16 protein-coding genes are annotated in these 20,518 nt (G+C 66.7%); 9 read left to right on the forward strand and 7 right to left on the reverse strand.

What is annotated here, in order from left to right; all coding sequences use genetic code 11:
* Positions 1–34: 34 nt before the first annotated feature.
* From ABV408_RS04795 to edd, 4 genes are read right to left on the reverse strand one after another with little or no spacing between them, the layout of a single operon-like run.
* A complete protein-coding gene (locus ABV408_RS04795) occupies positions 35–910 on the reverse strand; it encodes an aldo/keto reductase (protein ID WP_353981312.1) in 876 nt (291 codons plus the stop codon).
* On the reverse strand, positions 903–1,811 hold the full coding sequence (locus tag ABV408_RS04800; RefSeq protein ID WP_353981313.1) for a D-hexose-6-phosphate mutarotase: 909 nt from the start codon (positions 1,809–1,811) through the stop codon (positions 903–905). The genes ABV408_RS04795 and ABV408_RS04800 overlap by 8 nt, the downstream gene beginning before the upstream one ends.
* Entirely contained in the window at positions 1,808–2,767 is a 960-nt protein-coding gene (gene glk, locus ABV408_RS04805; protein WP_035476040.1) for a glucokinase, read from the reverse strand. Before glk ends, ABV408_RS04800 begins: the two co-directional genes overlap by 4 nt.
* Positions 2,764–4,626 carry a phosphogluconate dehydratase gene (edd, locus tag ABV408_RS04810; protein WP_353981314.1) on the reverse strand — a complete coding sequence of 621 codons (1,863 nt, stop codon included), beginning with the start codon at positions 4,624–4,626 and terminating at the stop codon, positions 2,764–2,766. Before edd ends, glk begins: the two co-directional genes overlap by 4 nt.
* Positions 4,627–4,870: 244 nt before the next feature.
* On the opposite strand from edd, the gene gap reads away from it, so the two are divergent.
* From gap to ABV408_RS04830, 4 genes are all read left to right on the forward strand, one after another.
* On the forward strand, positions 4,871–5,872 hold the full coding sequence (gene gap / locus ABV408_RS04815; RefSeq protein WP_207031336.1) for a type I glyceraldehyde-3-phosphate dehydrogenase: 1,002 nt from the start codon (positions 4,871–4,873) through the stop codon (positions 5,870–5,872).
* 516 nt (positions 5,873–6,388) lie between these two features.
* Positions 6,389–6,697, forward strand: coding sequence for a hypothetical protein (locus ABV408_RS04820; RefSeq protein ID WP_353981315.1), 309 nt, complete (start codon positions 6,389–6,391; stop codon positions 6,695–6,697).
* A 55-nt stretch (positions 6,698–6,752) separates the two neighbouring features.
* Positions 6,753–8,033 carry a PAS domain-containing protein gene (locus tag ABV408_RS04825; protein ID WP_353981316.1) on the forward strand — a complete coding sequence of 427 codons (1,281 nt, stop codon included), beginning with the start codon at positions 6,753–6,755 and terminating at the stop codon, positions 8,031–8,033.
* Positions 8,034–8,253: 220 nt separating this feature from the next.
* Positions 8,254–9,060, forward strand: a complete 807-nt coding sequence (locus ABV408_RS04830; RefSeq protein ID WP_353981317.1) for a dienelactone hydrolase family protein — start codon at positions 8,254–8,256, stop codon at positions 9,058–9,060.
* A 56-nt stretch (positions 9,061–9,116) separates the two neighbouring features.
* Here ABV408_RS04830 and pncB read toward each other — a convergent pair whose 3' ends face one another.
* Both pncB and ABV408_RS04840 read right to left on the reverse strand, forming a co-directional pair.
* Positions 9,117–10,289, reverse strand: coding sequence for a nicotinate phosphoribosyltransferase (pncB, locus tag ABV408_RS04835; RefSeq protein ID WP_353981318.1), 1,173 nt, complete (start codon positions 10,287–10,289; stop codon positions 9,117–9,119).
* A gap of 62 nt (positions 10,290–10,351) precedes the next feature.
* On the reverse strand, positions 10,352–10,645 hold the full coding sequence (locus ABV408_RS04840; RefSeq protein ID WP_242495500.1) for a DUF4190 domain-containing protein: 294 nt from the start codon (positions 10,643–10,645) through the stop codon (positions 10,352–10,354).
* Positions 10,646–10,809: 164 nt separating this feature from the next.
* Between ABV408_RS04840 and ABV408_RS04845 the strand changes: the two genes are divergently transcribed.
* The 3 genes from ABV408_RS04845 to ABV408_RS04855 are packed head-to-tail and all read left to right on the forward strand — an operon-like array spanning position 10,810 to position 14,707.
* Entirely contained in the window at positions 10,810–12,018 is a 1,209-nt protein-coding gene (locus tag ABV408_RS04845; protein WP_353981319.1) for a GNAT family N-acetyltransferase, read from the forward strand.
* A gap of 33 nt (positions 12,019–12,051) precedes the next feature.
* Positions 12,052–13,896 carry a monovalent cation:proton antiporter-2 (CPA2) family protein gene (locus ABV408_RS04850; RefSeq protein WP_353981321.1) on the forward strand — a complete coding sequence of 615 codons (1,845 nt, stop codon included), beginning with the start codon at positions 12,052–12,054 and terminating at the stop codon, positions 13,894–13,896.
* Positions 13,865–14,707: a fructosamine kinase family protein gene (locus ABV408_RS04855; RefSeq protein ID WP_353981322.1), complete on the forward strand. Its 843-nt coding sequence runs from the start codon at positions 13,865–13,867 to the stop codon at positions 14,705–14,707. Before ABV408_RS04850 ends, ABV408_RS04855 begins: the two co-directional genes overlap by 32 nt.
* Positions 14,708–14,793: 86 nt before the next feature.
* On the opposite strand, the gene ABV408_RS04860 is transcribed toward ABV408_RS04855, so the two are convergent.
* Positions 14,794–15,420 (reverse strand): TetR family transcriptional regulator, encoded by a 627-nt coding sequence (locus tag ABV408_RS04860; RefSeq protein WP_353981323.1) that lies wholly within the window; start codon positions 15,418–15,420, stop codon positions 14,794–14,796.
* Positions 15,421–15,599: 179 nt separating this feature from the next.
* On the opposite strand from ABV408_RS04860, the gene ABV408_RS04865 reads away from it, so the two are divergent.
* Both ABV408_RS04865 and ABV408_RS04870 read left to right on the forward strand, forming a co-directional pair.
* Positions 15,600–16,898: an efflux RND transporter periplasmic adaptor subunit gene (locus ABV408_RS04865; RefSeq protein ID WP_353981324.1), complete on the forward strand. Its 1,299-nt coding sequence runs from the start codon at positions 15,600–15,602 to the stop codon at positions 16,896–16,898.
* Positions 16,898–20,077, forward strand: a complete 3,180-nt coding sequence (locus ABV408_RS04870) for a multidrug efflux RND transporter permease subunit (protein WP_353981325.1) — start codon at positions 16,898–16,900, stop codon at positions 20,075–20,077. The genes ABV408_RS04865 and ABV408_RS04870 overlap by 1 nt, the downstream gene beginning before the upstream one ends.
* Positions 20,078–20,518 lie beyond the last annotated feature (441 nt).

A 20,518-nucleotide genomic window follows, 5' to 3' on the forward strand; every position in this document is an offset into this window, starting at 1 on the left:
GAGGTCCGGGGTGGCCACGCAGCGTCGGCGGTGCTCAGGGCACCCGGTAGCTGCGTGCTTCCTCGAGCAGCGCGAACCAGGTCGGGCGGTCGAGTTCGAGACTACCGTTCGCCAGCAGGCTTTCGATACGCTTTTCGTTCAAGGTGCCGATGACCGGGATCGGCCGCCCCGGCAGGCGCCGCAGCCAGGCCAGTGCGAGCCCCGCGGTGGTCGAGTCGAGACGCTCGGCGAGTTGGGAGAGCGCGCTGCCGAGCACGTCCTCGAAAACCGAGCCGCCGCCCAGCGGCGACCATGCCATCGGGGCGAGGCCGTCGGCGACGATGGCGTCATAGAAGCCGTCGAACAGCGCATCCGGGTGGGCCAGCGACAGCTTCAGCTGATGCGCCCCCAACTGGTGGTGCATCGCCGCCTGCAGGCGGCGCCACTGCTCGGGGAGGAAGTTGGAGACCCCCACCGTACCCACCTTGCCGGCATCGATGGCGGCATCCAGGGCGCGGCCGGTGGCCTCGGCGTCCATCAGCGGATCGGGCCGATGCAGCAGATAGTGGTCGAGCCGCTCGACCCCCAGTCGCGCTAGGGAGCCGTCGATGCTGGCGCTGAGATGGTCCGCGGAGGTGTCGTAGTGCTTGACCCCGAACGGCGAGCGGTCGCGCCCGGGCGGCACGATGCCGCCCTTGGTCACGATGCGGATCTGCGCCCTGAGCGCCGGCCGGCGGCGCAGGGCGTCGCCGAAGCGCTGCTCGCACTGCTGGTCGGCATAGATATCGGCATGGTCGAACCAGGTGAGCCCCTGATCGACACGCCTTTGCAGCCAGTCGCCGAGGGTGTCGGGATCGGCGAACTCGGGCCGCTCGTGGAGGCGCATCATGCCCAGGATGAAGGGGACGTCGAACACCGGCGTCTCAGTCATGATCGGGGGCCTTGACGATGGTGGTGGCCAGCAGATGCTGCCCGTCGGGCACCAGCCAGACCGGATCGACCCGGGTGCAGGCGGCCTCGACGCAGAGGAAACGCTGGCCGACCGCCGCGGGGGTGTCTCCCGGCAGGCCCTCGCCCGGATGCCAGACCACGGTGGAGTCGCTGCCCTGTTTGGTGATCAGCAGGCGCCGCTGGCCGTCATCGAGCACCACCGGGCGGTTGGACTGGTAGATCCGATCCAGCGCCCCGCGTACGCCCAGCTCGCCCTGCTGCTGCTTCTCGGCGAAGCGCTCGAGCTTGTCCAGATAGCGTGCCCCGGCCAGCCCCTCGACGCGGCAGCGATGGGTATCGGCGACCGCGAAGTAGGTGTGCAGCGCCCCGGTCAGCTTGACCGGCGTGGTGCCGGTGTGGCGGGTGAACAGCTCGACGCTGAGCCTTTGCGCATTGGCGTGGACCACCGCGTTGGGGGTCAGCTCGTCGTGCAGGCGCTCCTGTGGCGAGAGATGGATCTCGACCCCGTTGCCCGAGAGATCCTCGTCGACCGCGTCCAGGCGCCACTCGGCGGTGCGTGCCGGGCCATGCATGGGGCCCTGGCCGTCGGGCGATTCGTCGGCGAACCACGGCCAGCACAGCGGAATACCGCCGCGGATCGCCCCCGGCATCGCCTGCGGGGTGGGCGTCACCCAGAGCCAGCCATCCTCGGGGCCGGGCGCCGGGCGGCGGCCTGCGGCTTCGCGGTCGAAAGGCAAGAAGTGCAGGACCTGCGCGCCCTGCAGCGAGAGCGCGAGCTGGCCCCAGTCGGCATTGATCAGCAGCACGCGGCGGCCCTCCCAGGTCGCCTCGCGCTGGCCGTCGGTCGCCGCGATCAGATCGGCGAGCGTATCGGGAATCATGTCACTTCCTCGTTGTGCAGAGCTTCCGCCGCGCCCAGCAGGCCGGTCCACGGCGCCGTCACCACCCAGGTGGGGATGCCGGCAGTGTAAGCGCTCAAGCGGCCCTTGTCGGCAAAGGCGCGGCGGAAATCGCTGCGCGGCAGCCACTCGATCAGGCGCGGGGTGATGCCGCCGCAGAGATAGACCCCGCCCAGCGCGCCCAGCGTGAGCGCGGCGTCGCCGCACACGCTGCCCAGAATCTTGAGAAAGCGCATCAGCGTCTCGCGCGCGACCCGGTCACCGGCGCGTGCTGCGCCGGTGACCTCGGCGGGGGAGTTGTAGGCAGGGGTGGCGCCCAGTAGCGCGGCGTGGGCGAGATAGAGATCGAGCAGCCCCTGACCGCACAGCAGGCGCTCGATCGAAACCCGGCCATAGCGGGCGCGAAAGAAGTCGAGTATCTGGCGCTCGCGCTCGTCGGTGGGAGCGAAGGTGGCGTGGCCGCCCTCGGTGGTCAACGGGATCCAGTGGCGCTGGCTCGGCACCAGGCCGGCCATGCCCAGGCCGGTCCCGGGGCCGATCACCAGCCGCGGGCGGCGCGGCTCGGCCTCGCCGTCACCCACCGGGGTGAGGTCCTTGGCATCGATATGCGGAATGCCCAGGGCCTGGGCGGTGAAGTCGTTGATGACCTTGAAGGTGCCCAGCCCCAGCGTCTCGGCGACCGCTTTCTTGGAGAACGCCCAGTCGTTGTTGGTCATCTTGACCCAATCCTCGTGCACCGGGCAGGCGAAGGCCAGGCAGGCCTCGCGCGGGGCCTCGGCGCCGACCTTCTCGAGGTAGGCCCGAATCGCTTCGACCAGCCCCGCGTAGTGATTGCAGGGCAGGGTCTCGATCGCCTGCAGCTCGACGCTGCCGGGTGCGACCAGGGCGAAGCGGGCGTTGGTGCCGCCGATATCGCCGACCAAGGCGAGTGTGGTCATGAATGCCCTCCAGGCAGATCGGCGGCGTCGAAGCCGCCGAAGACGGCGGCGCCGTCCTCGGCGCCGCCGACCAATTGTCTGAAGCCGGCGAAGAGTTCGCGGCCCATGCCGTGATGATAATGATCCAGGTCGCAGATTGCAGGTTCGCGACCGGCCCACTCGTCGGCGTCGACCAGCGCGTGAAGTTCACCCTTGTCCGGATCGAGTCTGACCACGTCGCCGTCGCGCAGATAGGCCAGCGGGCCGGCGTCGACCGCCTCCGGAGTGACGTGGATGGCTGCCGGGACCTTGCCCGAGGCGCCCGACATGCGCCCGTCGGTGACCAGAGCGACGCGGTGGCCGCGATCCTGCAGGACACCCAGGAAGGGCGTCAACTGATGCAGCTCGGGCATGCCGTTGGCCCGTGGGCCCTGGAAGCGCACCACCACGATCACGTCGCGATCGAGTTCGCCGCTCTCGAACGCCGCCTTGACCTGACTCTGGTCGTCGAAGATGCGCACCGGCGCCTCGACGCGACGGCTTTCCGGCTTGACTGCCGAGACCTTGATCACGCCGCGGCCGAGGTTGCCGTCGAGCACTGCCAGACCGCCGGTGGGGGAGAAGGCTCGGGCCACCGGACGTACCACCTCCTCGTCGAGGCTCTCGCGGGTGCCCTCGCGCCACACCAGCTGGTCGCCATCGAGGAACGGCTCCTGGGTGTAGGCGTGCATATCGGTACCGAAGGCGCTCTTGACGTCGGCATGCATCAGGCCCGCGCCGAGCAGCTCGCGTACCAGCAGGCTGACCCCACCGGCGGCATGGAAGTGGTTCACGTCGGCCTGACCGTTGGGGTAGATCCGGGTCAGGCTGGGGATCACCGTCGACAGCTCGGCGAAGTCGTCCCAGGTGATGGTGATGCCGACCGCCGCCGCCATCGCCACCAGGTGCAGGGTGTGGTTGGTCGAACCGCCGGAGGCGAGCAGGCCGATCATCGCGTTGACGATCGCCTTGGCGGTGATCTGGCGATAGAAGGGGTGGTAATCGCCGCCCTGTTCGCTGTTGCGAATGACCTGCTCGGTGCCGTAGCGGGTGATGGCGTCGCGTAGCGGGGTGCCGGGATTGACGAAGGAAGTGCCCGGCAGGTGCAGCCCCATCATCTCCAGCATCAGCTGGTTGGAGTTGGCGGTGCCGTAGAAGGTGCAGGTGCCAGGGCTGTGATAGGACTCCGACTCCGCTTCGAGCAGCGCCTCGCGGCCGACCTTGCCTTCGGCGTAGAGCTGGCGGATCCGCGACTTCTCGTTGTTGGGCAGGCCGCTGGGCATGGGGCCGGCGGGGACGAACAGCGCCGGCAGGTGGCCGAAGCGCGCCGCGCCGATGAACAGCCCCGGCACGATCTTGTCGCATACGCCGAGGTAGAGCGCGCCATCGAACATGTTGTGCGACAGCGCCACCGCGGTGGCCATGGCGATCACGTCGCGGGAGAAGAGCGACAGCTCCATGCCGGGTTGGCCCTGGGTGACGCCGTCGCACATCGCCGGCACGCCACCGGCGAACTGCGCGGTGCAGCCCATGCCACGGGCGGCCTGCTTGATGAGCTCGGGGAAGTGTTCGAGCGGCTGGTGCGCCGAGAGCATGTCGTTGTAGGAGGAGACGATGCCGATGTTGGCGCTGTTCATCAGCTTGAGACTGTTCTTGTCGCCGGCGCCGCAGGCGGCGAAGCCGTGGGCCAGGTTACCGCAGGAGAGCTCGCCGCGATGCACGCCACGCCGGTGCTGGCGCGCCATGCGTTCCTCATAGAGGCGACGACGGTCGGCGGAACGGTCTTCGATACGTCGAGTCACGCGGTCGATCGTGGAGTTGAGCATCAGGGTCTGCCTCATCGAGCTATCGTGGTTGTTTGGTAAACTTACCAAAAAAAATGCCCGGTGGCCGTGAATGCGGCGTTGGTATTAGTCTTTCGGGGTAATATTTTTTCATGGCGCGATGTTCTAGACTGTCAGCAGTCACGGACTATCGTCAGTTCAGGCTTCGAGGCAGCCCCGGGTCGCCGCTGTGCCCCGGCCTCGTGACCCATCGATCGCCCCGTCCCGCTCGGGGTTTCGCCATCTGAGAGGAGAGAGCACCATGACTTTGCGTGTCGCCATCAACGGATTCGGCCGTATCGGTCGCAACGTACTCCGCGCGCTCTACGAGAACGGCTACCGCGATCGCATCCAGGTTGTCGCCATCAACGACCTGGGCGACCCGGCGCTCAACGCCCATCTGCTGCGTCACGACAGCGTGCATGGCCGCTTCGGCTTCGAGGTGGATCACGACAGCGATACGCTGAGCGTAGACGGTGACAGCATTCGCATCCTCTCCGAGCGCGATCCGGGTCAACTGCCGTGGCAGTCGCTCGACGTCGACCTGGTGATGGAGTGCACCGGGCTGTTCACCAAGCGCGCTGCGGCGGCCAAGCACATCGAAGCCGGCGCCGCCCGCGTGCTGATCTCGGCACCCAGCCCCGATGCCGACGCCACCATCGTGTTCGGTGTCAACGAGCAGGTGCTCAAGGCCGAGCATCGCGTCGTCTCCAATGCCTCCTGTACCACCAACTGCCTGGCACCGGTGGCCCAGGCGCTGCAGGACGCGGTGGGCATCGAGAATGGTCTGATGACCACGGTGCACGCCTACACCAACGATCAGAATCTTTCCGACGTTTACCACTCCGACCCGTACCGTGCGCGCAGCGCCACCCAGTCGATGATCCCGACCAAGACCGGTGCCGCTGCCGCCGTGGGCCTGGTGCTGCCGGAGCTCAATGGCAAGCTGGATGGCCTGGCGGTGCGCGTGCCGGTGATCAACGTCTCACTGGTCGACCTGACCTTCACGGCGGGCCGTGACACCAGCAAGGAGGAGATCAACCAGATCGTCGAGAAGGCCGCCGCCGCTTCGCCGGTGCTGGCAGTCAACGCCCAGCCGCTGGTCTCGATCGACTTCAACCACGACCCCAACTCTTCGACCTTCGACGCCAACCACACCCGCGTCAACGGTCGTCTGGTCAAGGTCATGGCCTGGTACGACAACGAGTGGGGCTTCTCCAACCGCATGCTGGATACCGCGCTGGCGATGCAGGCGACCGCCTGACCCATCGCTGCCGAACGGCGTCGGCGAACCACGCCACGACGTTTCGGTAGTCCCCCGAGTCGGTAGTCCCTCAAGGCAGTTCCCAATGGCGCTCTCAGGAGCGCCATTTTTTTGGCCTGGTGGTCGGCGGGCCGACATTCTGGTTGTCAGCGGACCGACATCATGGCCGATGGCGCTCATCATTTGCCTGCCGCCGCCGATAGGCCTTTCATGGCATACGTCCTGGTGTGACGAGTGGTGACGAGTCGTGAAGCGGCGAGGCTGGCAGTGGACGCCGGGGCTGGTACCATGACTGCGATCCGCGGGAAGCCTCCTATCTATCGCGCGTCGAGAGGTCGGTAGTCAGGGCAATATCGATTCAAGTTCTGTTAGCAGCTGCCGATAAAGTCAGGAAAATTGAATTATACTTAGATGTGTGCCTGAGACTTGGCCTGACGCGACTCTCTCCTCTAAGGTAAGACGGCTCTAATCTTCTAATTCATTATCATTCAACGCCGCGCCGAGGTTGGCAGTGCCATGCAACAGACGATCCTCAACGCTCATCGCCTGATCGGCGAGACGCTTCGCGAACCCGGTCGAGAACGGCTCGGGCGCATCGTGGGGGTAGACCAAGCGCGCCGCGTGCCGGTGGTCTTCGTGCTGTGGCAGGGCCAGCAGGGCATCCAGCGCATCGAGCTGAGCGTCGATGATCTGCGTCAACTGGCCGCCTCCTGCGAGCGGCGTTATGCCGCAGCCAATCTCGCCACCGATGCGTCAGGATCGACGACGGGCGACACCTCTCGGGATACCGAAATCGCACCGCGGCGACGTGCCGGCCTGCGCTGACAACCCGTCTTTACCCACTGCGCCGCCAGTCGCTGCGGCAACATGAGATTGGAGCATGAATCGATCCGATGCCCTGGTCGGCGCGAGCAAGCCGAGCGACGAGGCGCAGCAGTGGCTGAGCGCCATACCGGCTGCCGTCTACGTGACCGACCCCGGCTGGTGGCTGGGGGAAGTCCGCTTCGTTGCCGAGGCGGTCGCCGACCTGGGTGGGCATCCCGCTGCCGACTACCTCGACCATCCGCAGCGCTGGCTGAGCGCGATCGCCGAAGCCAGCCGGCTGCAGGCGCTCCAGCGGCTGCAGGCGGCGCTCGACGCCGGCGAGACGCGGGTGACCCTGATCTATACGCTGAGCCACGTCGACGGCACCTCGTGTCGCATCGCCGATACCCTCAGCATTCAGCGCGATGCCGAGGGGCAGGCCGTGGCGCTGGTCGGTGTGCTCGAGCGGGTGACCGAGGCGAGCGCCGGCGATGGTGCCTCGCGCGCGCTGCTCGCGCACAACCCCGATGTGCTGCTGGCGCTGGATGCCGATCTCGTCTGCCGCGCCGCTGCTGGGGCAGTGGGGCAGGTTCTGGGCGTCAGCGCCGATGCGCTCGCCGGGCGCTCGCTGTTCGAATTGATGGCGCCCGAGGATGCGCCGCGGGTACAGCGCGCGCTCGACGAGCAGGCGGTGACTGCGGGAGCGGCGCTGCTCGAGCTGCGTCTGCGTCACCGTGACGGCAGCTACCGTTGGTGCGAGATCCACTTCGCCGCCGACTGCGACGCCATTACCAGCGTCTCCCCCGGCTGGGTCGCGGTGGCCCGAGACATCACCGAGCGCCGCCGCCAGGCGCTGCAATGGGATGCCTATGATGCCACCGACGAACTCACCTCGGCCCTCAATGAGCGCGCCTTTCTGGGGCTCTTGCGTCAGGCGGTGGCGATGGGTGACGTCCACGGGCGGCTGTCGCTGATCGTGTTCGAGGTCGACGGCTTCGCCGATATCGTCACCCGCTGGGGGCGCGAAGGTGGCGATCTGGTCCTCGCCTGCATCGGCGAGATGTGTCGCGCCACCCTGCGCGAGCGGTTCAGCTTCGGTCGCCTCGACGCGCGCGGTTTCGCGCTGCTGCTGAGCGGCAAGTCGCTGCAGGAGACCTCGGCCATCGCCGAGCGGCTGCGGGCGCGTTTCGGCACCACACGGGTCGAGTTCCATGGCCACTGGTTGGCGTTCTCGGTTAGTCTGGGCGTGGCCGAGCGTCGTCAGGGCGAGCCGCCCGAGACCTTCCTGGCGCGTGCCCACAGCGGGCTCGAGTCGGCGATGACTCATGGCGGCAATCGTGTCCAGCAGGCACTCTGATCACCACCCCGATCATGGGTAGTGGCCGATCGTCAGTGCCGGAGAGCCGCTTGACCGGCAGGCGTGAGCCGCCGGGGGAGAAGTCGCGATCGGGACCGTCAGCACTCGGAATACGAGAGCAAAGCGGGGCAAGCGAGAAATCGGAGCACGAGGAAAACGGGAGCGGCGCGTCATGACCACACCCTGGCGTCGCCGGCCCGCAGTCAACGCAAGGAGAACGATGATGGGACGACTGCTGCTGGCCATGTTCGTCAGCCTGATGAGCCTGCCGCTGTGGGCCGATGAGGTCGTGGGTCCCCATGTGCAGGGCGAGACCTTCGAATACACCACCGGGGGTCAGACCTACAAGGGCTACCTGGCCTACAACGCCAGTGACGACCAGCCGCGACCCGGGGTACTGCTAGTGCACGAGTGGTGGGGGCTGAACGACTACATCAAGCAGCGCGCCGATCAGCTCGCGGCACTGGGCTTCGTCGCCCTGGCGGTCGACATGTACGGCGATGGCAAGGTTGCGCAGCATCCCGACGACGCCAAGGCGTTTTCCAGTCAGGTGATGCAGGACTGGCCGGCGGCGCGGGCACGGCTCGACGCGGCGCTGGCAGCGCTGCGTCAGCACCCGGCGGTGGATGGCGAGCACATCGCCGCCATGGGCTACTGCTTCGGCGGCGGCGTGGTGATGAACATGGCGCTGGCAGGCATGCCGATCGACGCCGCGATCAGTTTCCACGGCAGCCCCACTCAGGCGGTGAGTCAGCCGCAGCCGTTCGACGGCCTGGTACGGATCTACAACGGCCAGGACGATCCGCTGGTGGACAAGCAGGCGCTGGCCGACATGGCGGCGACCCTGGAGAAGGACGGTGCCAAGGTGCGTGTGGTGGAGTATCCGGGGGCGACCCACGCCTTTACCAATCCCGGCGCCGACGCCCTGGCCAAGGAGTTCGACCTGCCGCTGGGCTACAACGCGGCGGCGGACGCGGCCTCCTGGCAAGCGGCGCTGCTGACCCTGGACAAGACGCTAAACCAATAGCCCCGGGCGCCCGCGGTCAGTGACCGCGGGCGCTGCCCACCAGGTGCAGGCTCAGCTCAGGTGCGATGATTGAGCGCCAGCACGCGCTGGGCCAGGGCGATCATCTCCGGGTCGCCGGTGTGCTTGTCGGGCACGTCCGAGAGCTTGACCACTGGCAGCCAGTGCTGCCCCTCCGGGCGCGCCTCGACCATCTTGATCACCATGTTCATCGGCGTGGCGCCGACGTCGTTGGTGAAGTTGGTGCCGATGCCGAAGGCCATGCCGATCCGATCCTTGCAGAAGGCATGGATCCGCTCGACCCGCTCCGGGGTCAAGGCGTCGGAGAAGATGATGGTCTTGCTGCGCGGGTCGATGCCCAGGCGTTCGTAGTGGGCGATGGTCTGGGAGGCGAAGTCGATCGGGTCGGCACTGTCGTGGCGTACGCCGTCGAAGAGCTTGGCGAACTTCTTGTCGAAACTCTCGAAGAACGCCTTCGAGGTGAACGTATCGGTCAAGGCGATCCCCAGATCGCCGCGATAGACGTCGACCCAGTGCTCCAGCGCCAGGCTGTTGGCCATCTTGAAGCCGAAACGCGCGCCATGGAACATGAACCACTCGTGGGCGTGGGTACCGATCGGCTTGACCCCATGGCGCATGGCCAGCATCACGTTGCTGGTCCCGCTGAAGGCGCTGCCGCCGTGGTGACGCAGGGCGCCTACCACACGATCCTGAACGTCGAAGGAGAAGCGTCGCCGGGTGCCGAACTCGGCGATCTTGAGCCCCAGGCGCTGGTACTGCTCGATCTTGCTCCGGGTGCGTGTCTCGACCGTGGCATCGTCGTCACGTGGCACCTGGCGCAGGCGATACCAGAGCTCGCTTATCAGCGCCATCAGCGGCACTTCCCACAGAATGGTGCGATACCACAGCCCCTCCATGGTCACCGACAGCTCACTGCCGTGCTGGACGATGGTGACCTCGGCGGGGTTGTAGCGGAAGCCGGCGAGGAAATCGAGATAGGTGGGGTCGAGATAGGGACAGGTCTGCTCGAGATATCGCTTTTCGTCCTCGCTGAGGGTGAGGTCGGCCATGGCGTCGACCGCACTGCGCAGAGCCTCGCCGAAGCCCTCGGGAAAGGCGTGCTCGCCGCGGTTGATGAAGGCATAGCGCGCCTGCGCATAGGGGAAGCGCTTGATCACGGCGTTCTGCATCGTGATCTTGTAGAAGTCGTTGTCCAGAAGCGAAGTTAGCATGAAGTCTCGTCTACGGCGTGGTCGAGTCGCTGAGCCGGTGCTCTCCGGGTCGCTCGCGGCGATTACATGAAGGCCATGATACCGAACATTGTCGCGACGAAGCCGCCGAACAGCAAAATCCCGGCCAGCGACAGCAGGATCAGCAGATAGCCCAGGATCAGCCCTGCCAGTGCCCAGCTGTCGCCGGATTCCTGGCGCGCCCGGATCTGGTGGCGGGCGAGATGACCGCAGACCACCCCGCCCAGCGCCGCCGGCGGTACCAGGGTGCCGAGCACGCTGAGCGCGAAGGCGACCAGCGCCATCACGTTGGTAGGGCCGGGCGGTGACGGCGGCGGAGTGGGGTGCAGGTCGTTCATGGTATCCATCGTCATGGCGTCGTTGGCGATGCCCCAGAGTATCGCACGCTTGCCGCATGCTCTCGACGTTTTCGGTGCCGCGCCCTGCGGGCTATCGACTAGGCTGTCAGCGCGGCGCGACGGTGCGAGTGGCACGGGCGGCAAATATCGAAGAGGGAGTCGACATGGCACAGCAGGGAGAGCGTCAGGAAACGCCGCAGGACGCGCTGCGGGTGACGCGGCTCGACAGCCTGGCGGCGCTGGAGGCGGCCAGCTGGAACGCGGTGGTGGGTACGGGCTACCCGTTCCTGCGGCACGAGTTTCTCGTCGCGCTCGAGGCGTGCGGCTGCGCCTGCACCGAGACCGGCTGGACGCCGGACCATCTGCTGGTCTATCGCGGCGCGCGGCTGGTGGCGGTGCTGCCGCGCTACGCCAAGTGGCACTCGCGCGGCGAGTACGTGTTCGACTGGGCCTGGGCGGATGCCTGGGAGCGCGCCGGCGGCGACTACTACCCCAAGTCGCTGTCGGCGATCCCGTTCACGCCGGCGAGCGGGCCGCGCCTGGGCGTGGTCGCCGACGAGTCGCATGCGGCGGTGATCGCGGCGCTGGGCCCGGTGCTGCGGGCAAGCGACATGCAGAGCTGGCATCTGCTGTTCGCCGGTGACGCCGAAGTGGCGGCGTGGCAGGCGGGCTTCGGGGCGCCGCTGCTCGAACGCTGCGCGGTACAGTTCACCTGGTGCGATGCCGGCTATGGTGACTTCGAGGGCTTCCTCGCGGGGATGAGCTCACGCAAGCGCAAGGAGATCCGGCGCGAGCGCCGGCGGCTGGCGGAGCAGGGCTTCGTGTTCGAGCGCCTCAGCGGCGCGGCGATCGACGAGGCCGCGCTGGACCAGTTCTACCGCTGCTACTGCATGACCTATCTGGAACGCGGCCAGCACCCCTATCTCAATCGCGACTTCTTTACCCGACTGCGTGACACCCTGGGCGATGCGATGATGCTGGTCAGGGCGAGCATCGATGGCCGTGCTGTGGCCGCGGCGCTCTGCTTCGAGGGCGATGACACCCTATACGGACGCTACTGGGGCAGCGAAGTGGAGGTGGATTTTCTGCACTTCGAGACCTGCTACTACCAGGGCATCGAGCACTGCCTGGCGCGCGGGCTTTCGCGCTTCGACCCGGGCACTCAGGGCGAGCACAAGCTCACCCGCGGCTTCGCCCCGGCGCTGAGCCGGTCGCTGCACTATCTGGCACATGAAGGCTTCCGCGAAGCGGTGGCGCAGTTCTGCCGCGAGGAGCGCGCCTATGTCGAGGCGTATCTAGAGCAGTGCCGCGGGCGGCTTCCCTTTCGCCAGACACCGGCAGGCGATGATGCCGCGGCGAATCACGAGGATTGACGGCGCCCACGCCGTGACGAGGACCGACAAGCAATGGATTTTCTCACTGAAGCCGCCGTGCTGCTGGGCGCCGCGATCATCGCGGTACCGCTGTTCCAGCGCCTGGGGCTGGGCTCGATCCTGGGCTATCTGTGCATCGGGCTGATCGCCGGCCCCTCGGTGAGCGGCTTCATCTCCGAGCCCGAGACGGTGCTGCACTTCTCCGAATTCGGCGTGGTGATGCTGCTGTTCATCATCGGTCTCGAGCTGGAGCCCAGACGCTTGTGGTCGATGCGCAAGCGCCTGTTCGGACTGGGGGCGATGCAGCTTGCCGGGTGTGCTGCGCTGCTGACACCCATCGGCCTGCTGCTGGGCCTGGCGCCGAGTATCGCGATCTTTCTCGGCCTGACGCTGGCACTCTCGTCGACCGCCTTCGCGCTGCAGGTGCTCAACGAGCGGCGCCAGCTGGCCACGCCACACGGCCAGAGTGCCTTCGCCATGCTGCTGTTCCAGGATCTGGCAGTGATTCCGCTGCTGGCGCTGCTGCCGTTTCTTGCCGGGCGCGTGGATGCCGCCCCGGACGATATCTGGATCATGGCGCGCAGCGTCGCCATCGTGGTCGCCGCGATCGTGTTCGGGCGGCTGGTGTTTCCGCGGGTGCTGGCGCTGATCGCACGTAGCGACATCCATGAGATATTCACTGCCGCCGCGCTGTTTCTGGTCCTCGGTATGGCGCTGGCGATGGAGTGGGCGGGACTATCGATGGCGCTGGGCGCCTTTCTAGGCGGGGTGATGCTGGCGGACACCCCCTATCGCCACGAGCTCGAGGCCAACATCGAGCCGTTCAAGGGGCTGCTGCTGGGGCTGTTCTTCATCGCCGTGGGGATGTCGGTAAATCTTGCCCTGGTACTCGACAACGTGCTGCTGGTGATCGGCCTGGCGCTGGCGATGACCCTGGTCAAGATGCTGGTGCTGGCGGCGATCGGACTGCTGGCGAAGCTGCCGCGCACGGAGATTCCACGGCTGGCGACGGTGATCGCCCAGGGCGGTGAGTTCGACTTCGTGCTGCTCACCGCCGCCGTCGCCGCCGGGGTGATCGACCAGCGCATCGCCAGCCTGTGCATCGCCGCGGTCACGCTGAGCATGGCGGCGACGCCGTTTCTCTATCAGCTGGGCGAGACGCTGGGCAACCGGCTCAAGGAGACGCGCCCCTTCGACACCGACTTCGGCGACGAGACCCCGCCGGTGGTGATCGCCGGTCTCGGCCGCTTCGGCCAGATGGTGGGGCGCACACTCAAGATGCAGGGCATCGCCTTTACCGCGCTGGACCCCAACATCACCCAGGTCGAGTTCATCCGCCGCTTCGGCTCGCGCATCTTCTACGCCGACGCCACGCGATTGGACCTGCTGCGCGCGGCGGGCATCGACAAGGCGCAGCTGCTGGTGATCGCGGTGGACGACGAGCATGCCGCGCTGACCATCGCGCGTCTGGCCAAGACGCACTTCCCCCATCTCAAGGTTCACGCCCGCGCGCGCAATCGTCATCACGCCTGGAAGCTGATGGAGCTGGGCGTGGATGGCGTGGTGCGCGAAACCTTCGCCTCAAGCATGGAGATGAGCGTCGAGGTGCTCAAGGGCATGGGCTACCCGAGCTCCAATGCGATCAATGCGGTGCGTACTTTCCGCGAGTTCGACAACCAGCTGCTCAAGGATACCTATACCCATCGCAACGACACCGAGCAGCTGATGGCCACCGAGAAGGCCGCCATGGAGGAGTTCAAGTCGCTGTTTCAGCAGGAGCTCGACCGCGGCCGCGGCAAGGCCGGCGATGAAGAACAAGTCGCCAACGACAGTGAGGAAGACACCGATGACGCAGACACTCGCGCAACGTCTCGCTGAACTCGATGACGCCTTCCGGGGCGACCTGACGCCGCTTTCCGGCGGCGACAGCGGTGCCGGCGTGTGGCGTCTGGCGGCCGCCACGCCGCTGATCGTCAAGTGCGACCGGCCCGAGCGGCTCGCCGGCGAAGCCGACGGGCTCGCCGCCCTGGCTGCGGCGGCCGAGGCTCTGGTGGTCCCGCGGGTGGTGGCGCTGGCCGGGGATCTGCTGGTGATGGAAGCGCTCGACGTCAGCGGGCCGCGCGATGGCGCGCGGCTCGGCGAGGGGCTGAGGCTGCTGCATGCCGCCACCCGCGACCCGGATGCCGATCACGGCTGGGCGCGCGACAACGCCTGCGGGCTCACGCCGCAGCCCAACGCCACGCTGGCCGATGGCCGCGCTTTCCAGCGCGAGCGCCGGCTGCTGCCGCTGGTGCGCGCCTGCCGCGACCGGGACCTGCTCGATGCCGCGCTGGCAACCCGGGTCGAACGGATCGCCACGACGCTGGAGAGCTGGCTCGTGGATCGGCCGCCGTCGCTGGTGCACGGCGATCTGTGGTCGGGCAATGTGCTGTTCACGCCGCGCGGGCCGGCGATCATCGATCCGGCGGTGTATCGTCACTATCCCGAGGTCGACGTGGCCATGCTGAGCCTGTTCGGCGATCCGGGGGCGGCCTTCCACGAGGCCTATTGGGACGGCCGGCGCCCGGCCGACTGGCCACGCCGCGAAGCGCTGTTCCAGCTCTATCCGCTGCTCAATCACCTCTACCTGTTCGGCGCCGGCTATCGCGATGGCGTGGCGAGGGCCGCCGCGCGTGTGCTGGCGGGCTGAACCGGGAGCGCGAGACGATCCGCTCGGGGCGCGCATCGGCCCAGGTTCGGCTACAGTAGCCAAACCTATCCGACGGCATGGTGCGCTCAGCCCTCGCTTGGCAGGCGCGCGATACGTGCGAAGAGGGTCTCGATCATGCGTGGGCCGACCTCGGCCAGTTCGTATTGGGTCGGGTCGCGTAGCCAGTCGTGCATCAGGCCGCCGAACATCGACATCAGCATGCGGCAGGCGATCTGCGGGTCGATGCCCTCGCCCAGGGCGCCGTCGCGCTGGGCCTGTTCGAGGCGCTCGACCATGGTGTCGTAGCACTCCTTGGCCAGATGGCTCTGCAATCCCAGCATGTCGATATCGCCGGAGGATTCACAGCGATGAAAGAGAATGGTGTGCACCCGCTGGGAGCGCGGACGCTGCAGCCGCTCCAGCGCGTGCAGGCACGCCAGGCGGAGGATCGTGAGCGGTGCGTGTGGGCGTTCGGGATCCTCGACCTCGTCGAGTAACTGGCGCAGTGGCATCTTGACCCGGTCGAGCATGGCCTGGAACAGGTCTGACTTGTTCTTGAAGTGCCAGTAGACGGCGCCACGGGTCATGCCGGCCTGGCGCGCGATCTGCTCGAGTGAGGCGCGCGAGACGCCGCGTTCCAGAAAGACGATCTCGGCGGCGTCGAGCAGCGCCTCGCGGGTGGCTTCGGCCTCGGCCTTGGTGCGTTTCGGCATGGTGGTGTCGTCATGAGCGTTGATAGAGGCGGCGTGTGGCTCGATCTTTCTCGGTGCTTGCGGGCTGGCGTCGAGTCCTTGGCGCGAGAATACCCCATTCGTTGGCAAGTTTACATTCATGTATGTATGCCTGTAAGCTCGCTACATTCCCTTAGGCACTCTTTCCAGGACGGAGACTCATGCGCCCTACACTCATGAATCGCCCCATCGGTATCGGTGGCGCGATACTGCTCTCGCTCGTACTGTCCGCCTGCGGCGGTGACGAGTCATCCAGTGCCGGTGACCAACAGAAGGGGCAGCAGAAGCCGCCGACCCAGGCCCAGGTGCTGGAGGTCAAGGCGCGCGATATCGGGCTGTCCAAGACCTACCCGGGCATGATTCGCAGCGACCAGGAGGTCACCGTGATGGGACGTGTCGAGGGGATTCTCGAGGCACGTCACTACCGCGAGGGGAGTCTGGTGGAGAAGGGCGACAAGCTCTTCACCATCGAACCCGCCCCCTACAAGGCGACCGTCGAACAGCGCCAGGCCGACGTCCAGAGTGCCCAGGCCGAGCTCTACCGGGCGCAGCGCGATGCCGAGCGCTACACGCGTCTCTACAAGCAGAACTCGGTCAGCCAGCAGCAGCGGGATCAGTCCCAGGCCGATCTGCGCACGGCCCAGGCATCGCTGGCCCAGGCAAAGGCGGCGCTGGACAGCGCCCAGATCGACTTGAGCTATACCCAGGTCAACGCCCCGGTCAGCGGCATGATCAGCTTGAGCGAGGTCAACGTGGGCAACCTGGTGCAGCCGCCCCAGCAGCTGGCGACGATCACGCCGCTCAACCCCATCGAGGTACGCTTCTCGCTGCCCGCGGATGACGCCTTTGCCCTGCGCCGCCAGCGCCAGCGCGGCGCCAAGGAGGCCGACGCCGCGGTGCTCACCGCGCCGTCCACCGGCTCGGCCACGCGCGAGCCGCTCAAGCTCGCCGGCGAGCTCGACTTCCTCGGTTCGCGTGTCGACGAGAGCACCAGCACGGTTCAGGCCGAAGCCACCTTCCGCAATCAGGATGGCCTGTTCCTGCCCGGTCAGTTCGTGCGTGTCACCCTGCCCAACGTCAAGCGCTACGGCGTCTTCGCGGTGCCCGCGGTGGCGGTGACTGAGGGACTCAAGGGGCCGCAGGTGTATGTCCTCGACGCCGAAGGCAAGGTCGAGGCGCGCTTCGTCTCGCTGGGGGAGGTCGCCGGCGACTGGCAGATCATCACCCAGGGTCTCGACAGCGGCGACCGCGTGGTGGTCTCGGGCATCGGCAGCGTCTCGCCCGGTGACAAGATCGACCCGCAGCCGTTCTCCGGCAGCGCGGAGCAGCCCCAGGACAAGGCCGGCGAGAATCCCTCGCAGAAGGCCGATGCCAAGGGTGGTGAGGGCGCCGAAGGGGCCCAGGCCGGTAAAGGCACCCAAGGGGCCCAGACCGATGGCGGCCAGAACGGAGCCAACTGATGAATTTCTCCAGCGTATTCATCAGGCGCCCGATCTTCGCCACGGTCATCTCGGTCATCATCATCCTGATTGGCCTGATGGCGATGCGGACCCTGCCGATCGAGCAGTACCCGCAGGTGGTGCCGCCGACGATCAGCGTCTCGGCGACCTATCCCGGGGCCAGTGCGCAGACGGTCTCCGACACCGTGGCGTCGACCCTGGCGCAGGAGATCAACGGCACCGAGAACATGATCTATCTGACCTCGTCGAGCTCCGACAGCGGTCAGATGTCGATGAGCGTCTACTTCAAGATCGGGACCAACCCGCAGACGGCGCAGATCAACGTCAACAACCGGGTGCAGCAGGCGCTCTCCAAGCTGCCCAGCGAGGTCCAGTCGCAGGGGGTGACGGTGGAGCAGCGCGCGTCCAGCGTGCTGATGTTCGTTGCCGTCACCTCGGCCAGCGATGCCTATGACTCGCTCTACCTGACCAATTACGCCAACATCAACATCACCGATGCGCTCAAGCAGCTGCCGGGGGTGGGGCAGGCCGAGGTACTCGGCAGTCAGGAATTCGCCATGCGTATCTGGCTCGACCCTGACAAGCTGGCGCAGTACGACCTGACGCCGGCCGAGGTGTCGTCGGCGATCCGCGCGCAGAACGCGGTGGTGGCCGCGGGCAAGATCGGCGCCGAGCCGCAGAGCGATCCCTCGCCCTACACCTACACCATCACCACGGAAGGGCGCTTCAGCAGCGTCGATCAGTTCCGCAACATTCTGCTGCGCACCAATCCCGACGGCTCCTCGTTGCGCTTGAGCGATGTCGCTCGGGTCGAGCTGGGCAAGAACACCTACGGCATCCAGGGCTACGTCAACAACAAGCCGATCGCCCCCATTGCCATCTACCTTCAGCCCGGGGCCAATGCCCTCGACGTGGCGCGTGAGGTCAAGAGCGAGATGGCGACGCTCAAGCAACGCTTCCCGCCGGGGCTGGACTACGAGATCCCCTACGACACCACGCTGTTCATCGACGCCTCGGTGAACTCGGTCGAGCACACCTTCATCGAGGCGCTGCTGCTGGTGGCGGTGATCGTGTTCGTGTTCCTGCAGAGCTGGCGCTCGACGCTGGTGGCGATGTCGGTGGTGCCGATCTCGGTGGTGGGTACCTTCGCCGGGATGTATCTGCTCGACTTCTCGATCAACCTGCTGTCGCTGTTCGGGATGATCCTGGCGATCGGGATCGTGGTCGACGACGCCATCGTGGTGATCGAGAACGTTGAACGCATCATGCAGGAGGACGAGGAGGCCACGCCCTTCAGCGCCGCGCTGGAGGCGATGAAAGAGGTCTCCGGCGCGGTCATCGCGACCTCGTTCATCATGACCGCGGTATTCGTGCCGGTGGGCTTCATGGGTGGTCTGACCGGGCAGATGTATCAGCAGTTCGCGATCACCATCGCCATTTCGGTGGCGATTTCGGCGCTGGTGGCGCTGTCGTTCACGCCGGCGATCAGCGCGATCTTCCTGCAGAACCATCAGCGCATCCGCGAATCCAAGGTCGTGCGTGCGATCAAGAAGCCGTTCGAGTGGTTCAACAAGGGCTTCGAGAAGGTCACCGACCTGTTCATGGCGATCACCAACTTCCTCATTCATCAGCTGTGGCTGGTGGTGGTGGGGCTGGTCGGGGTCGGCGTGCTGTCGTGGACGATCTACTCCCAGCTGCCCAGCGGCCTGCTGCCGACCGAGGACCAGGGCGTGGCGCTGGCCTCGGTGACGCTGCCGGCGGGCGCCTCGGTATCGCGCACCGATGCCTATATCCAGGAGCTGAGCACGCGACTGCGTGACGAGGTGCCGGGGATCAACTACGTGGTCGGCATCCCTGGGTTCGACATCCTGTCGAGCTCGGCCAACACCGCCAAGGGGACGGTCTTCGTCACCATGAAGCCGTGGTCCGAACGCAGCGTGACTGCGGACCAACTGATCGGCAAGATCATGCAGATCGGGGCCCAGATCCAGGGCGGCCAGACGATGGCCTTCAACATGCCGCCGATCCAGGGGCTTTCGCCCACCGGCGGTTTCACCGGCTACCTGCAGTCCTACGGCGGCGACTCGCCGCAGCAACTGGCGGCGGCGGCCGGCAAGATCATGCAGGCGGCCAATCAGCGCCCCGAGATCGGCCAGGCGTTCTCGACCCTGGATGTCAACGTGCCGGTCTATCGCGCCACTGTGGATACCGACAAGGTGCGCAGTCTGGGTGTGGACATTTCCGATCTCAACACGACCCTGGCGAGCACCTTCGGTAGCGCCTTCGTCAACTACTTCACCCGGTCCAGCCGTAACTTCCAGGTCTATCTGCAGTCGGAGGACGACTTCCGTCGCAACCCGGAAGACATCAGCAAGGTCTACGTGCGTGGCGGCGACGGCCAGCGCATCCCGCTCTCCGAGCTGGTCACGCTGACCCGCGAGAATGCACCCACGGTACTCCAGCGCTACAACGTCTATCCGGCAGCCCAGTTCGCCGGCGGGCCGGCGCCGGGCTACAGCTCGGGCCAGGCGGTCCAGGCGATGCAGGAAGTGGTGGCACAGACGCTGGGCTCCGACTACGCCATGGGCTGGTCCGGGGAGGCCTATCAGCAGGCCAACGTGGGCACCGCGGCGACCCTGGCGCTCTCCTTCGGCGTGGTCATGATGTTCTTGATCCTGGCCGCCCAGTACGAGAGCTGGACGCTACCGCTGGCGGTGGTCTCGGCGGTGCCGTTCGCCTTCATCGGCGCCATCCTGGCGGTACATCTCGCGGGTCTGAGCACCAGCGTCTACCTGCAGGTGGGGCTACTGGTGGTGGTGGGGCTGGCGGCCAAGAACGCCATCCTGATCGTCGAGTTCGCCGAGCAGCAGCGCAAGCACGCGGGGCTCTCGGTGATCGAGGCGGCCAAGGTGGCGGCACGCCAGCGTTTCCGGCCCATCGTGATGACCTCGCTGGCGTTCATCGGCGGCACCCTGCCGCTGGCACTCGCCTCCGGAGCCAGCGCGGCGAGCCGGCAACAGATCGGTACGCCGGTGGTCGGCGGCATGATCTCGATCACCCTGCTGGCGACGGTGTTCGTGCCGGCGGCCTATGTGCTGATCATGCGCGTGACGCTGTGGCTCAGTACCAAGCTCAAGCGCCAGCATGAGGGCTCCGATGCCGACGGGCAGCGCTCTTGAGGCAGGGCGCATGAGACTGCGCCGACGCGTTCACTGACGCGCGCGGCGCAGGCGATGACGCATTCGCGATCACGCCCAACGCCAAATCGACTACCTTTAAATAGAGGCAACCTCACAGGGAGGTTGCCTTTTTTCTTGCGCGCGCCACAGGCGCCGATAACGCTGGCGAAAAGACGTTTTGACGCTCATCCGGTGCTGCCGTATACCTAGTAGGGCCGGGTCGCGTTGGCATCGTCGAGGTGTCACGTCAATGCGCTATTGGTCTGGCTCGCACCTCGCGTTGGACGGATTAACACCGGTTATCGCGACTGCCGTGTGCGAGCGCGCAGGATCAGGGTGCGGCCCAGATCGTCAATGCAGGCTGACGCAGGTTTTCGGGAGGCTTTACATGGTAAAGGCCGCGGTTCAGGGAAGAAGAGCCCAACACGATGACCCGAGCGA

Source organism: Salinicola endophyticus (assembly GCF_040536835.1).
In the GTDB taxonomy this organism is placed as follows: Bacteria; Pseudomonadota; Gammaproteobacteria; order Pseudomonadales; family Halomonadaceae; genus Salinicola; species Salinicola endophyticus_A.

Bases quoted from the DNA above. Each gene is read 5' to 3' on its own strand.
- ABV408_RS04795 (WP_353981312.1), bottom strand. From the start codon at position 910: ATGACTGAGACGCCGGTGTTCGACGTCCCCTTCATCCTGGGCATGATG.
- ABV408_RS04800 (WP_353981313.1), bottom strand. From the start codon at position 1,811: ATGATTCCCGATACGCTCGCCGATCTGATCGCGGCGACCGACGGCCAG.
- glk (WP_035476040.1), bottom strand. From the start codon at position 2,767: ATGACCACACTCGCCTTGGTCGGCGATATCGGCGGCACCAACGCCCGC.
- edd (WP_353981314.1), bottom strand. From the start codon at position 4,626: ATGAGGCAGACCCTGATGCTCAACTCCACGATCGACCGCGTGACTCGA.
- gap (WP_207031336.1), top strand. From the start codon at position 4,871: ATGACTTTGCGTGTCGCCATCAACGGATTCGGCCGTATCGGTCGCAAC.
- ABV408_RS04820 (WP_353981315.1), top strand. From the start codon at position 6,389: ATGCAACAGACGATCCTCAACGCTCATCGCCTGATCGGCGAGACGCTT.
- ABV408_RS04825 (WP_353981316.1), top strand. From the start codon at position 6,753: ATGAATCGATCCGATGCCCTGGTCGGCGCGAGCAAGCCGAGCGACGAG.
- ABV408_RS04830 (WP_353981317.1), top strand. From the start codon at position 8,254: ATGATGGGACGACTGCTGCTGGCCATGTTCGTCAGCCTGATGAGCCTG.
- pncB (WP_353981318.1), bottom strand. From the start codon at position 10,289: ATGCTAACTTCGCTTCTGGACAACGACTTCTACAAGATCACGATGCAG.
- ABV408_RS04840 (WP_242495500.1), bottom strand. From the start codon at position 10,645: ATGAACGACCTGCACCCCACTCCGCCGCCGTCACCGCCCGGCCCTACC.
- ABV408_RS04845 (WP_353981319.1), top strand. From the start codon at position 10,810: ATGGCACAGCAGGGAGAGCGTCAGGAAACGCCGCAGGACGCGCTGCGG.
- ABV408_RS04850 (WP_353981321.1), top strand. From the start codon at position 12,052: ATGGATTTTCTCACTGAAGCCGCCGTGCTGCTGGGCGCCGCGATCATC.
- ABV408_RS04855 (WP_353981322.1), top strand. From the start codon at position 13,865: ATGACGCAGACACTCGCGCAACGTCTCGCTGAACTCGATGACGCCTTC.
- ABV408_RS04860 (WP_353981323.1), bottom strand. From the start codon at position 15,420: ATGCCGAAACGCACCAAGGCCGAGGCCGAAGCCACCCGCGAGGCGCTG.
- ABV408_RS04865 (WP_353981324.1), top strand. From the start codon at position 15,600: ATGCGCCCTACACTCATGAATCGCCCCATCGGTATCGGTGGCGCGATA.
- ABV408_RS04870 (WP_353981325.1), top strand. From the start codon at position 16,898: ATGAATTTCTCCAGCGTATTCATCAGGCGCCCGATCTTCGCCACGGTC.